We start from the raw sequence: 13,183 nt of genomic DNA on the forward strand, positions 1-13,183 counted from the left end.
CGCCTTTCCGGCCGAGGTTCCGCTGTCCCGGCTGCTCTACCAGGGGCCCGCGTGGAGTCCGGCGGGATGCGGACGGACCACTGGTCCTGGCCCTCCGTTGCGTCTGTTCAGGGTGACATGGAGATTGCCGGCCATCGATCACCGTCAGGCGGCACCTGCACCCAGCGGCCACGAGGCGCGACGAAGAAAGCGTAGGGAAGCGTTCTCAAGAGCTCGGGCACCGAACCAACGGACGGGCCCGGAGGAGGCGGCGCGCAAAAGTAGAGCTGAAGGTAGTACCGGAGGAAGAGCCGCCAGGCCCCCTCCGCCGCGAGCTCCGTCAGCCAGTCCAGGACCTTGGGATGAGCTAGCCAGGACTCCGTCGAGTCAGGTGCGAACGCCCTCAGCCACTCGAGGCACTGCGCCGCTTGGGGGGGAAGGAGGGCGCGCACCTCTTCGGGAGGCAGTTCGTGATGTGCCTGGAGCCACTCCGCCCCGAGCAGGAACGCCCTTTCCCAATGCCCTGCCTCGCCGAGGGCAGCTTCGGCTCCGGGCCAGGCTGCGGGCCCCATGCGTCCGAGCACCAGGCACGCACCGCCGGAGAGGACCGGGTCGGGATGAAGGGCGGCCTCTACAAGGGGTGGGAGCTCGATCCTCTGCGCCAGCTCCGGGTGCCAGGTGATTTGCTGTAACAGCGCCCAGGCAGCCCCCTTCCGAACGGGATAGTGAACCTGGAGCCGCACGACACGGCGCATGGGGCTCTGGAGGAGCTCCATCAACAACGAGAGCGCCTCGTCTACTTCCTGAACCATGAAGAGCACCATGAGCTGCTGGTGCACGATGGCGTCCCCGTTGCTCTGAGCCCCCGCTTGCAGGAAGTCGAGGCTCCTGCGTACGAGCGGTTCCGAAAGTGGAGCCAGCTCGACGAGGACCTGGGCCGCATAGCAGGCTACCCCATGGTCGCGCGACCCCTCCGTGTAGCCGAGACCGATGTCCTGCGCGTCGGAAAGCAGCTCAAAGAGAGGGGCGAGCCCCTCATTCCACCGGTGGTTTTGGATAGCGTCGATACATGCCCGTCGCACCTGCCAGCTCGGGTCCTTCGCGGTGGCCAGTACGGCGCGTCTTCCGGACGCATCCGCCCGAGGCGCGAGCGCGAGAATGGCGGCGTTCCGGCATTTTGAATCGGGGTCTTGAAGCGCGCGCTTGAGTAGGTCAGTGGCCTCGTGCGACACGTCCGAAGAGAGTGCCTGAGTCACCTTCTCTCGGAAGGCCGCGACCGGGGATTCCAGCATCGCCGCAGCGGTTGCCGCGACGGGCTCACCCGCTGCGGCCAGCACGCGAAGGGCTGCGCCGTGAAGCTCCGGAGAGGGACTGCGCACCCACTTCCAGAGGCGCTCGCGGTCATCGGCGGAGATCTCGCCCAGGTCGGGAGGCCAGGGGCTCTGGGCCTGCGCCTGGACGCAGGCGTGCAGCGCCGGGCATCCCCCGGGGAACAGAATGCGCGCCAGGGTTTCCTGAACTCTGGGCTCCACCTCTTCGCGCTCGTTCCAGGGAAGGTCGTTTCCGACAATCGCGACCAGCGCTGCTCTGCGCTCCTCGGGTTCCACCAGCAATGGACTCAGCTCGGTGTGGAGCGCCTCCGGTGGCCACAACCTGAAGAGTGCCTGAAGGCACGCGCGTGCCTCATGTCCCTCGGCGGTGGCCAATGCACCGAACAGCAACGGCGCGCTCCCCGTGTGCCTCGTGCGGCCGATGGCCTCGTAGACCTGCCAGCGCTGCCCGGGGCTACAGGCGTCTCTGAGCGCGCGGAACTCGTCCAGCGACGCATCCCCTGGTTTGATGGCCTTGCACCAGTAGAAGAGCAGCTCGCGAAGTTGCGGGTGCTCAGGCAGCCACGCATATCCCTCGCGAGCCCTACGTCGGGCGACCAGCCGATCAAGCATCTCCGCCAGCATGACGCGCTCATCGAGGTCATGCTCGTCGATGGCCGCGGCCTCAAGGAGGTCCAGGTGCCCCTGCTCAGCCTCCCTGCGCTCGAGAGTCGCAATCTTGTCCCAGCGCCGTTTCAACTCGGAATGGAGCAATTCCAAGAGCTCATCGAATGGTGGAGACGCGCAGCTCACGGCCCCCAACATGATGGCGTAGAGGGCATTCGTTGGCTCCCGGATGGCGACGGGAGCCGACGCGGCGAATGCCTCGGGAAAGTGCCATCCCAAGAAGTCCAGGTCCCGTACGAACTGCTCCTGGAACACGTTGCTGATACCGGGCAGCACGTACTGGATGAACCGCTCCATGACCCGTCGCGCGTCGGCACTTGAGCGGAGCGCCTCCAGGAGTGGTCCAGGCCAGTCAGGAAGCCGCCACCACGTCAATCGCCGGAATCCGTCCTCGAAGCCGTCCTTGATGACGCGCAGGGGGAGAAGGGCCCGAACCAAGGCTGCTACGGGGTCTGCTCCCCGCAGCCACCTGGCGGCAGTGACGTAGAGGTCCGGTAGGGAGGCGCCATCCGCCGTCAGCAGAGCCGAACGGAGCCACGCGTCGAATGCGATATGCGCCTCGCGGGAGAACATCCGGAAGTCGGATGGCAGCGCTCCCGCGAGCTCCAGTACGCCCTTGAAGTCCTCTTCCGCCAGCAAGCCCTTGAGCAACGCGGAGAAGACGTCTGCGGCCTGGGAGAACTCTTCGTTCAGCAGGAGCTTGAGCCCCGCGGTGACCTGCGGGTGGGCACGGTATCCTTCATGCTCCTCGGTCAACCAGCTGGCCGCGAGCATCCAGTCGAGCAGCTTCCGGATATCGACGTGAAGGTTCCGGTCCACCCCGTGGAGAACTTCCGACCGAGCAAGGGCTGTCTCCAGTGAGAACACCGCCCCCCGCGACAACAGACTCCAGAGGGTGAGGGCCGACGGAACCCCGTTCCAGGGCAGGCCGCGAACCTCCTGCGCCACGATGTTGGCAATCTGGTCGACAGCCGATTCCTGCAGTAGCGCACGAAGGCGGCTCACGTCTTGAGGCTTCAGCCGACGCACCTTCGCGGCGAAGGTCTTGATTGAGAGCGGAGCCTGGAGACGCTCCAAGACCTCGTCGCGATGGTCATCGACCAGGGCGCGCTGCCACCCCTCGGCTCTCTTGAGCTTGTTCTGGAGAATCCGCCAGCGCGTGGAGGCGTCATAGTCCGTGGCGTCCAGGTGCATCGCCTCGGCTCGGAGTTGCTGGAACTGCTGCCGCCCGCTGGAGGCGCGAAGAACCGCAAGCCGGGACATGACGATGATCTTCTTGTCAGCCCGGGCTTCGTCCAGCAGCCCGGGGAGGGCATGGAGCCAACGTGCCGCTTTGTCATCCGGACGGTCGGGCCCAAAAGGGTCCTCGACGAAGAAGACGGTCGGCTCCCTCGTGGCCTCGAGCTGGTCCCGAAGTCTGGCGGGGTCCTGAACGGGCACGAACGCGAAGGGCTCTTCAGCGGTCTGGTACTCATACGCGAGCCTGCGCGCGACCAGTGTCTTGCCCACCCCCGGTGGGCCGAGCAGCATGAGCAGGTGCCTGCTTTCGAGCTGGGCCTTCATGGTCTCGAAGTTCCGTGGCGCCACGAAGTCTTCCAGTTCCTCGGTGGGCGCGAGTGAGCCCTTGTGCTTGCGGACTGTCGCGACGATGTCCTCCTTGGTCCAGAATCGGGAGGCCGCGCCTGGAAGCATCCTGGCGCGCACCGCTTCGGTCAGGGCCTCACGGCACTGCCGTACGGTGAGCCCGGGAACGTGCAGGTGCCGCTTCAGCAGTTCCTCCGTGATGAGTTGAAAGTGCTCCTTTTCCTTCGGCTGGAGCACCGTGATGCGAGGGGCCAACTCCTCGAGGCGTACACCCTGGGGAAGGTACCCTTTGAGGGAGTCTGGCAACCGTGGAGTGGGCGCCAGTCCCAGGATGTCGTGGACCTGCAGCGATTGAAGGGAGGAGTCGAGCGTGGTGTTGGTGATGAGCAGGTAGTGCTCGCCGGGATTCGCGGCCAGCCGTTCCACGGGAGACAACCGCCGCCCGGGGCCTCGCGTGCCTGGAGGCCGCCGTGGGATGCCGACGAGCTCGACGAACTCCGCCTTGCCCCAGTGCCTGCTTCGGTACTTCACCTGGATGCTGAGGAGCTGTTTCCCGCCGGGCGCCGGAAGCAAGACCGCGAGATCTTCCTGGGACTCGGGCTCAAGCTCGATGCGCTCGATGCCCTCGTTTCGAGCAAACATCAGCTTGAGCGCGACCCAGACGGTCACGGCCTCTTGGTATGCGAAGCCCTGGTTCGCCGCTCGGCCGCCGATGTCCTGATTCGCCGACATTCGGCACTCTTCGCTTGGGCCCGCGGAGATTTCAAGATGCCGGCAATGCCGGTGCGAGGCTGCCAACGTCGTCGAGGATATTGGAGCGAATCATCCGCGAACTGGGCTGGCGTCCGGAGCTGTGGAGGCAGGCGACGGGTTCTGTCGTACGTGAAGGAAGCGGGAGGGGTGCGAGCGATTTTGGAGCACCTGAGACTGCCCACGACGGAGTGCAAGGCTGGCCCCAGCGCGAGGGGCACCCGAAGCCGCGTAGTGTTGAGGCTCAAGACTGAAGCTGACCCGGTTCGGCAGAGCCTGCCGGGCCTTCGCTCTCAGGCAGCATCTCGGTACTTCCTTTCGTAGCTTGTACTTCGAGGAACCGCTCTGATGGTGACCCTGGAAAGGTACGTCAATCGGACCTTCACCCTGAAGCCTGGGCGGGACGGTTCAAAGATAGGGCTGAAGCAGTATCACGCGTTTGCACACGGCTCTCGGCCCGTCTGGTGGACGGAGGAAGTGCCCTTCGCCTCCACCTCCTTTGGCGTCTACGAGAACGTCCCCGGACAGAGGAACCAAGCCCTCCTCTTCAGCGAAGAGCAACTAGCCGTCCTGACATCAGACGGTGCCTCCTACGTCAGGTTTGCGGACATCGAGAGACTGGTCCTGCCCGTGAAGAGACCGGTCTCGCTCTCGCTGAGCGTCGTCCTCCGCGCGGAGGCCCGCTTCGAGATTCCGGCCTTTGCGCCCGTGGGTGTGGCTTTCGACCTGTACCGGCTACTCCTGAGGGCCACACAGATGGTGCGGCGGCGGAACCCTTCCGCGGGCACTCCCAGAGGGACAGAGCCCGCATGAAGCGATGAGCGCCCGCGTCAGCGCTGAACGCGGCGCTCCAGCAACTCCGTGGAGCGGTGGATGAGCTGACGCATCGTCACTGTGCCCAGGAAGCGGCCCTGCGCGTCCACCACCACCACCGGGTCATAGAGCGTGTCCGCCCCGCGCTTCATCGCCACGCGGGCCAGGGTGGTAATCGCCATGCGGTCTTCCACCACCAGCGGGCGCTCGTCGCGGGACGTCAGGCGCTGCCGCGTCACCAGCGCCTTGGGCCTGTCTCCCTCCAGCAGGACCACGTGGCCCAGCTGGGGCGCTTCGCGGAAGAGTGCGTGCAGCTCCTCGACAGGCAGCGTCTCGTCCACGCACAGGCGGCGGATGATCATGCTGCCCACCGTCTCGTCGTCTTCGCGTTCGCGGAAGTCGAGCGCGCGCATGGCCAGGTGGCGCTGCGCCTCGAACTCTCCGGTGGGTAGCACGGGCTCCGGGGCCGGGCGGGCGATGAGGTAGCCCTGCACGTGGCGGATGCCCAGCCGCAGCAGCACGGCGAGCTCGTCCCAGGTCTCCACGCCCTCGGCGATGAGCACGGCGTCCACGCTCGCGGCGAAGGCCACCAGCGACTTCACCAGGTGCTGCTGGTAGCTGTAGCGGTGGATGTCGCGCACCAGCGCCTGGTCCAGCTTGATGAACTGCGGCGCGCTGTGCACCAGCGTCACCAACCCCGAGTGCCCCGCGCCGAAGTCATCCAGCGCGATGCCGAAGCCCTCCGCCGCGCACTGGCGCGTCAGCCGCTGGATGAGCGCGTTGTCCTCGAACGCCGCCTTCTCGGTGATTTCGAGCACGAGGTGACGGGGCGTGAGGCCGTACCGGGCCAGCAGCGCCACGGTGGAGCCGTCCCCGAAGCGCGGGTCGCTCAGCACGTCCGGGCTGACGTTGAAGAAGAAGGGCGCGCGGCGCTGCTCGTCGTTCAGCGTGGAGATGCACTGCAGCGCGGACGTCCAGCACGCGCGCTCCAGCTCCCACGTAAAGCCCTCCGCCCGCGCCTGGGTGAAGAGCACCTGCGGCTCCCTCCACTGCCCGGGCCCCCGCGACAGGACCTCGTGCCCGATGACCTTGCCGTGCAGCAGGTCCACGATGGGTTGGAACACCGACGAGACGTTGGGTTCATCACCGTTCCACAGCCAGGCGGGGGCCTGGGTGGAAGCCGAGGAGGGGCTCATGTGGGGAAAGTGTAGCCCAAAGGGCCCACGGCTTCAGGCCACCCCCGTGAGAATGCCGTGGCGGCCGGGTAACGCGGGGCCCCCTCGTCCCCGCCTCCCCGGCCGGCCAGTCGGCCCCTCAGGCCTCCCGGACCCGCTCCAACCCCCCGGAATTCGAGGATTCTTCCTCGGAAGGGAGCGGGGAAACGGCCGGCAGCGGCTCTCCCCCAGTAGTGGACACTGGAGCCGTCACCGACAGCGCGGCCTGGGTGGCAACGGCGTCCAGGGCCTGGCCCTCCTCCCACTGAACCGAGGAAAGGGAGCGGAAACGGCGGGCCAGGGCGGACAGCTCCGCGGCCTTGAGCTGGGCCTGACCGCTGCGCAGCGACAGCAGCGCCACGCGGGCCCGCTCCAGCAGGGCCACTTCGGCGCGCAGCCGGGCGACGATGCGCTCGCGGCGCCCCTTCAGCTCGCCCAGGTGCGCCACCTCCTCCGCCAGCGAGGCCGCGGCCAGCTCCAGTTGCCGCCGCGCCACCGCGTCCGTGCTGGCGCGGGCGCTGCGCTCCAAATCTTCGCGCTCGGCCTGGAGCTCCGCCTGGGCGCGCTCCTCCAGCTGCGCCTCCACTCCGGCCCACTCGGACGCCAACTCCACCGCGTCGCGGGTGATGCGCGCCAGCGTGCGGGCCAGCTCCTCGCGAGCAGGCTCACGCGGCAACAGGGCCAGCGACTGGCCACATTGCCGGTACAGCGACAGGGCCCGCTCGGACAGGGTGCGGAAGTCACCCGACAGCTTCGGAAGCAGCTCCTCTGCGCGCGCCTCCACGGGGTCCGCGGACAACCCCAGGTGGGCGGCCACCGCGCTCAGGCCCACGAAGAGGCCGAGGATGCCGCCCGTCACGCCCGCTCCCAGCAGTGCCGGCGTGGCCAGGTCCGCCAAGCGGGCGGAGAAGACGCGCGCCACCTCGAGGCCGGCCAGGGTGAGCCCCACGCTCAGTCCCGCGCCCAGGCCGAAGTGCACGAGGGTGGGGCGCACCTCCGCCACCTGTCCCTTCTCACCGCGCTCGCTGAGCCGCGCACGCACCAGCAGCGCCCCCGCCGCCGCCGCGCTGCACGCCACTGTCCACCCGGGCGCCATGCCCAGCGCGTACGGAATCGCGGTGAGCAGCAGCCCCAGTCCCCCCAGGAGGATGCGGTCCCATCGGTCTCCCTGCGCGCACGCCAGCACCACGGCGGCGGGCACCAGCCACGCCAGCGGCAGCGGCAGCCCCACGCGCAGGGTGGCCAGGTGCACCAGTCCCGCCCCGGCGCCCGCGGCGAGGGCGCGCGTGACGGTCCGCTCGAAGGCTTCGCGGTGGTGGAATTGCAAAATGGTGGCGCTCATCGACTCCCCACGTAGTTGCGTCAGGCTGGGAATTCCCCCTTTCACGCGCGGGCGAATAAAAAGGTCTTCCGGATGAGCACCCCTCCCGTTCCCCAGACGATGCGAGCGTTGGTCCTCACCGCCTATGACGGGCGGCCGACGTCGCTGCAGGTGCAGACGCGCCCCGTGCCGAAGCCCACGTCCAGTCAGGTGCTGGTGCGCGTGGCGGCGTCCCCCATCAACCCGTCGGACATGATGTTCGTCCGCGGCATGTACGGGGTGAAGAAGCCGCTGCCCACGGTGCCGGGCTTCGAGGGCAGCGGCACGGTGGTGGCCGCGGGCGGCGTCACCGGCAAGCTGCTGGTGGGCCGGCGCGTGGCGTGCGTGGCCCCGGCCGAGGGGGACGGGCTGTGGGCGGAGTACGCGGTGGTGGGGCTGTCACAGGTCATGCCCCTGCGCTCACACATCACCGACGAGCAGGGCGCGAGCCTCTTCGTCAACCCCTTCACCGCCTGGGCGCTGATGGAGCGCGCGCGGGAGGGCGGGCACGTGGCGCTGGCGCAGACGGCGGCCGCGAGCTCGATGGGGCGGATGCTGCTCGCGCTGTCCCTGCGCGCGAAGGTGCCCATGGTGCACGTGGTGGGACGGCCGGAGCAGGTGGAGCTGTTGAAGAAGCTCGGCGCCGAGCACGTGCTCAGCAGCCACGAGCCCGAGTTCGAGGAGCGGCTGCGCCTCATCTGCCACGAGCTGAAGGTGTCGCTCGCCTTCGACGCGGTGGGCGGGAAGCTCACCGGGCAGCTGCTGCACGCGATGCCCGATGGCGGCACCCTCATCGTCCACGGCCTGCTGTCCGAGCAGGAGTGCCGCATCCACCCGGGCGAGTTCATCTTCGGCGGCAAGAAGGTGGAGGGCTTCTGGATGGAGCGCTGGGGGCGCCAGGGCTTCGGGCGCGAGAAGCTCAAGGCGGGCATGGCCGTGCCCGCACTGGTGGGCCGCGTGCTGGAGACACCCGTGCGCGCGCGCCTGCCGCTGGAGTCCGCGGGCGATGCTGTGCGCATCGCCTGCTCGGACATGACGGCGGGCAAGGTGCTCTTCGTGCCGGGGCAGGGCGCCGCCGCGTAGCGCGGGCGTCAGGCCTTGTCGCGGGAGATGGGGCCCGTCTTCGCCTTCGTCACGCGCAGGTAGTCCGCGGGCGTGAGGACGAGTTGCGTGCCGCGCACGCCCGCAGACACCGCCACCACGTCGAACAGCTCCAGCGTCTCGTCGACGAAGACAGGGTAGTCCTTCTTGCTGCCAATGGCGGTGCAGCCGCCGCGCACGTAGCCGGTGAGCGGCTGCAATTCCTTGAGCGGCACGGTGTCCACCTTGCGGTCGCCGGTGAGCCGCGCCAGCGCCTTCAAGTCCAGCTCCGCGTTGCCGGGCACCACCGCCATCAGCACGCCCGTGCGGTCGCCGCGCGCCACCAGCGTCTTGAAGACCTGCTCGGCGGGCATGCCCACCTTCGCGGCCACCGACTCCGCGGACAAGTCGTCCGGGTCCACCTCGTAGTCGCGCAGCTCGTACTTCACGCCGAGCGAGTCCAGGATGCGGGCGGCGTTCGTCTTCACGGCGTCACACCCCCAGGGCGGTGGCCGCGGCCTTCACGCGTGCGAGCGCGTCCTCGGGCGTGGTGCCCACCGCGGACAGGTGCCCCATCTTCCGGCCCTTGCGCGCGTCCCGCTTGCCGTACAGGTGCAGCCGGACGCCGGGCATGGCCAGCACCTGCTCGAAGCGCGGCCCGCCTTCCTTCAGCCACAAGTCTCCCAGCAGGTTGACGATGGCCGCGGGGCGCACCACCTCCACCGAGCCCAGCGGCAGGTTGCACGCCGCGCGCACCGCCTGCTCGAACTGCGACGTGAGGCACGCGACTTCCGTGGAGTGGAAGCTGTTGTGCGGGCGCGGCGCCACCTCGTTGACGAGCAGGCTGCCATCGCCCAGCAGGAACATCTCCACCACCAGCAGCCCCTCCACCTGGAGCGACTCGGTGATGGCGCGCGCCAGCTCCGTGGCCTGCGCCGACACCTGCGGCGGTAGCGGGCCCGGCAACAGCGACCACGCGAGGATGCGCTCCTCGTGGTGGTTGTACGCGGGCGGGTACACCGCCGTCTCGCCCTTCGGGCTGCGCGCCACCAGCACGGACAGCTCGGACTTCAAGTCGAGCGCGGCCTCCACCACCACGGAGCGCTCGCCCAGCTCCTTCCACGCCGTCGCGGCCTCGGAGGCGGACTTCACCTCCCACTGGCCCCGGCCGTCGTAGCCGCCCTCGCTGGACTTCACGAAGCAGCGGCCGCCCAGCGCTTGAATCGCCTCGGACAGCTCCTGCTCGGAGTGCGCCTCGCGCCAGGGGCCCAGGGGGAAGCCGCCCTTGGCGAGCCAGCCCTTCTGCCGGCCGCGATGCTGGACGATGCGCAGCACGTCCGAGCCGGGGCGCATGGGCGCATGGCGCGCCACCGCGTCCAGCGTGGCCAGGGACACCTTCTCGATTTCGAGCGTCACCGTGTCACAGCCGCGTGCCAGCTCCTCGGCGGCGGCGGTGTCGGAGAAGGACGCGGTGATGCAGCGGTCCACCACGGAGAGGGCGGGGCAGGTGGCGTCCGGGTCCAGCGCCTGCACCTGGAAGCCCAGCGTGCGCGCCGCCAGCGCCATCATCCGCCCGAGCTGGCCTCCGCCGAGGATGCCAATCGTCCCGCCAGGCAGCACCACGCGCGACTTCATGAAATCTCCCGGTGGGCCATCACCTCGTCGGTGCGCGCCTTGCGCCAGGCCGCGAGCCGCTCGCGCAGCTCCGGGTACTTCAGGCACAGGATGGCGGCGGCGTGCAGGGCCGCGTTGGCGGCGCCCGGCTTGCCGATGGCCTGCGTCCCGACGGGCACGCCCTTGGGCATCTGGACGATGGAGAGCAGCGCATCCAGCCCGCTGAGCAGCGTGGTGGGCATGGGCACGCCGATGACGGGCAGCAGCGTCTTGCTGGACACCATGCCGGGCAGGTGGGCGGCCCCTCCCGCGGCGGCGATGATGACGGACAGGCCGCGCGACTCCGCGGTGGACGCGTACTCCATCATCCAGTCCGGCGTCCGGTGGGCGGACACCACGCGCACCTCATGGGGGATTCCCAGCTCCTTGAGGATGTCGACGGCCGGCTGCAGGTACTCCAAATCGCTCCTGCCGCCCATGATGACCCCGACCCAGGGGGGAATCGTACTCGCCATGTGGTGTGCGCGCCTCCGTGCGCTCTCTCCGGCCGAAGGCGGAGGAAACGCGGAGATAGGGCGGGGGGATTCCGTCGGTCAACACGGAAGGTGAGGCGGTCCTCCAGTGGACGCCCGCCCGCCCGGCTTCAGTACGTCGAGCCCACCTTGCCGAAGCTCTTCATGGCCTTGACCTTGCTGCGCTTGACGGCCGAGCGCGTCTCCTCGTCGTTGTCCGCGCTGTCGTACTCGTCCAGGGTGGCCTGCTGCTCGGCCACGTCGGCGGCCACCGCGGCGGCGCCGGACACGGCGCTGGCCTCGTGGAAGAGGGCCTGGTTCTGCTGCAGGTAGCCCTTCGCCTCGTCCTTGCGGCCCCCGCGCAGGGCCTCGGCGGCCTTCTGCATGTTGACGGCGCTGCGCGCCCGGGCCGCGTACACCGTGGCCTCCTTGTCCTGCCGGGCCAGCACCTCCTCGCGGCGGTCCGTCACCACCGAGGACAGCGTGGCCGCGTTCTCCACGCCCACGTTGCGGATGAGGTCCGTGTAGGCCAGCTTCAAATCCGTCACCCGCACCGTGTGGCCCACCGTGTCATCCGTGACGTTCAGCCGCACCACCACGCGCTCCAGCTGGCCCGCGGAGAAGTCCGGCAGCGGCACGCTGACGACGTTGCCGGACTGGCTGGCGCGGTAGCCCATCACCTCGCCCAGCGACGTGCCCGGGGGCAGGGTGAAGGTCAGCGTCACGTCGCGCGCCACGGAAGTCGTGGCCTGCTGCAAATCCTTCTGGAAGAGGGTGGCCAGCTGCCCCGCGTCCTCGAGGAAGCCGTACGCACCCGCGCCGTACTCGGCGAACGCCTGCATCAGGTCCTCGTTGAAGTCGGTGCCCACGCCGATGGCGCTCAGGGTGATGCCGGCGGCGCGCAGCTCCCGCGCCTGCTGCGTCAGGCCCTCGTCGTCGGTGACGCCCTCGGTGGGCTGGCCGTCGCTCATGAGGATGAGGCGGTTGACGTGGAACTGCCCCTGCGCCGTGGCGAGCTGGAAGCGGCCGGCGGACAGGCCCGCGCCGATGTTGGTGCCGCCCTCGTCCCAGATGCCGTCCACGTACTGGAGCATCCGCTCCCGGTTGCCGGGCGTGGCCTGCAAGGACGGCAGGCTCTTCACGTCCGAGCCGTAGTGGACGATGGCCAGCCTGTCCTCGTCCCGCAGCAGGCTCACGAGGTGCCGCGCGGCCTGCTTCGCCTGCGCCAGCTTGTAGCCGCTCATGGAGCCCGAGCGGTCGATGACCAGCGCCAGGTTCACCGCGCTGCGCTTCGCCCCCGGCACCTCGGCGCCGGTGAGGTCCACCGTGGCAAAGACTTCAGAGGTGCCCGCGGGGATGTAGGGGTGCGACAGGCGGCTCGTCATGGTGAGCGAGCCGGGCGTCGCCGTCACGGGCTGGGGCGGGGTGGGGGGCACCGGCGGCGCCACCACCACCACGGGGACCGGAGGCTGCGGGGGCTTCACCACTCCCAGCTGCGGCAGCCCCAGCACCAGGGCGGTGAGGGCGAGGCCACCAGCGAGGCTGAGGAAGAGGACCGTTCGGTTCATGGCAGGGCTCCTGGCGCAAACGACGCGGGCCCTGCCTTTACGAACGAAGCGCGGGAAAAGGTCTACCCCCCGCGCCGGAAAACGTTCAGTTGCTGGACTGCGCCACCGGGGCGCCCGCGCAGAAGAAGGGCGAGTTGTTCTCGCCGAACGTGCGCCGGTAGAAGGCCTCGTCCGAGGAGCGCAGGGCCTCCAGCGTGTCCTGATCCAGCAGGAGCGCGCGGCAGCCCATGCGCTCCGGCAGCCCCTCCAGCACGCCGCTGGTGTCCTTCACCTCGCACGCGTTGGAGCCTTCCACGCACTCCTTGCTGCAGTAGCCCTTGGCCTCGGCGTTCTGGTTCACCGTGCCGTCCTCATTGGTGGCGCGGGGGAAGGCCGCGTCGCGCACGCAGATGAGGTCCTCGCACTCGATGGAGCCGAAGGAGATGAAGTCCTGCTTCGGAGCCACCTCCTTCTCGAGGATGGGCATGAACTTGCGGCCGAAAGTCGTTTCCTCCTCGGCGGACGCCTTGCGCACCAGGGTGCACTCCTTGCCGATTTCGCTGCTGACCTCGCAGCCACCCAGAAGCAGCGCGGCGGACATCAGGAGGGCGGTTCGCACGGACATCTTCATGACACCTCTAAGAAGGGGGGAGGGGCGCGGGACCTCTGGACCCGCGACGGCCCCAGGAAGGGTAGCACAGCACCCCCTGACGCCAACGCCCCCGTACCACGG

General features: G+C 69.1%; 10 protein-coding genes. 2 read left to right on the forward strand and 8 right to left on the reverse strand.

Features of this window, described 5'->3' with window-relative positions:
* Positions 1-107: 107 nt before the first annotated feature.
* The gene (locus G4D86_RS26350) at positions 108-4,292 is read right to left on the reverse strand and encodes an nSTAND3 domain-containing NTPase (RefSeq protein ID WP_163996798.1); all 4,185 of its coding nucleotides are present in this window, start codon (positions 4,290-4,292) and stop codon (positions 108-110) included.
* 366 nt (positions 4,293-4,658) lie between these two features.
* Between G4D86_RS26350 and G4D86_RS26355 the strand changes: the two genes are divergently transcribed.
* Positions 4,659-5,123, forward strand: a complete 465-nt coding sequence (locus tag G4D86_RS26355; RefSeq protein WP_163996799.1) for a hypothetical protein — start codon at positions 4,659-4,661, stop codon at positions 5,121-5,123.
* A gap of 17 nt (positions 5,124-5,140) precedes the next feature.
* On the opposite strand, the gene G4D86_RS26360 is transcribed toward G4D86_RS26355, so the two are convergent.
* The gene (locus G4D86_RS26360) at positions 5,141-6,319 is read right to left on the reverse strand and encodes an EAL domain-containing protein (RefSeq protein ID WP_163996800.1); all 1,179 of its coding nucleotides are present in this window, start codon (positions 6,317-6,319) and stop codon (positions 5,141-5,143) included.
* 118 nt (positions 6,320-6,437) lie between these two features.
* Positions 6,438-7,679, reverse strand: a complete 1,242-nt coding sequence (locus tag G4D86_RS26365) for a hypothetical protein (protein WP_163996801.1) — start codon at positions 7,677-7,679, stop codon at positions 6,438-6,440.
* Between the two features lie 72 nt (positions 7,680-7,751).
* Here G4D86_RS26365 and G4D86_RS26370 point away from each other — a divergent pair, with 72 nt between their 5' ends.
* A complete protein-coding gene (locus G4D86_RS26370; protein ID WP_240360483.1) occupies positions 7,752-8,780 on the forward strand; it encodes a zinc-binding dehydrogenase in 1,029 nt (342 codons plus the stop codon).
* An 8-nt stretch (positions 8,781-8,788) separates the two neighbouring features.
* On the opposite strand, the gene ybaK is transcribed toward G4D86_RS26370, so the two are convergent.
* The 5 genes from ybaK to cglC form a co-directional block, all read right to left on the reverse strand.
* Positions 8,789-9,265, reverse strand: coding sequence for a Cys-tRNA(Pro) deacylase (gene ybaK, locus G4D86_RS26375; RefSeq protein ID WP_163996802.1), 477 nt, complete (start codon positions 9,263-9,265; stop codon positions 8,789-8,791).
* 4 nt (positions 9,266-9,269) lie between these two features.
* Positions 9,270-10,412: a 5-(carboxyamino)imidazole ribonucleotide synthase gene (purK, locus tag G4D86_RS26380; RefSeq protein WP_163996803.1), complete on the reverse strand. Its 1,143-nt coding sequence runs from the start codon at positions 10,410-10,412 to the stop codon at positions 9,270-9,272.
* On the reverse strand, positions 10,409-10,906 hold the full coding sequence (gene purE, locus G4D86_RS26385; protein ID WP_163996804.1) for a 5-(carboxyamino)imidazole ribonucleotide mutase: 498 nt from the start codon (positions 10,904-10,906) through the stop codon (positions 10,409-10,411). Before purE ends, purK begins: the two co-directional genes overlap by 4 nt.
* 128 nt (positions 10,907-11,034) lie before the next feature.
* On the reverse strand, positions 11,035-12,471 hold the full coding sequence (locus G4D86_RS26390) for a vWA domain-containing protein (protein WP_163996805.1): 1,437 nt from the start codon (positions 12,469-12,471) through the stop codon (positions 11,035-11,037).
* Between the two features lie 85 nt (positions 12,472-12,556).
* Positions 12,557-13,075 carry an adventurous gliding motility lipoprotein CglC gene (gene cglC, locus G4D86_RS26395; RefSeq protein WP_240360484.1) on the reverse strand — a complete coding sequence of 173 codons (519 nt, stop codon included), beginning with the start codon at positions 13,073-13,075 and terminating at the stop codon, positions 12,557-12,559.
* Positions 13,076-13,183 lie beyond the last annotated feature (108 nt).

Origin of the sequence: Pyxidicoccus caerfyrddinensis (assembly GCF_010894405.1) — a bacterium.
GTDB lineage: Bacteria > Myxococcota > Myxococcia > Myxococcales > Myxococcaceae > Myxococcus > Myxococcus caerfyrddinensis.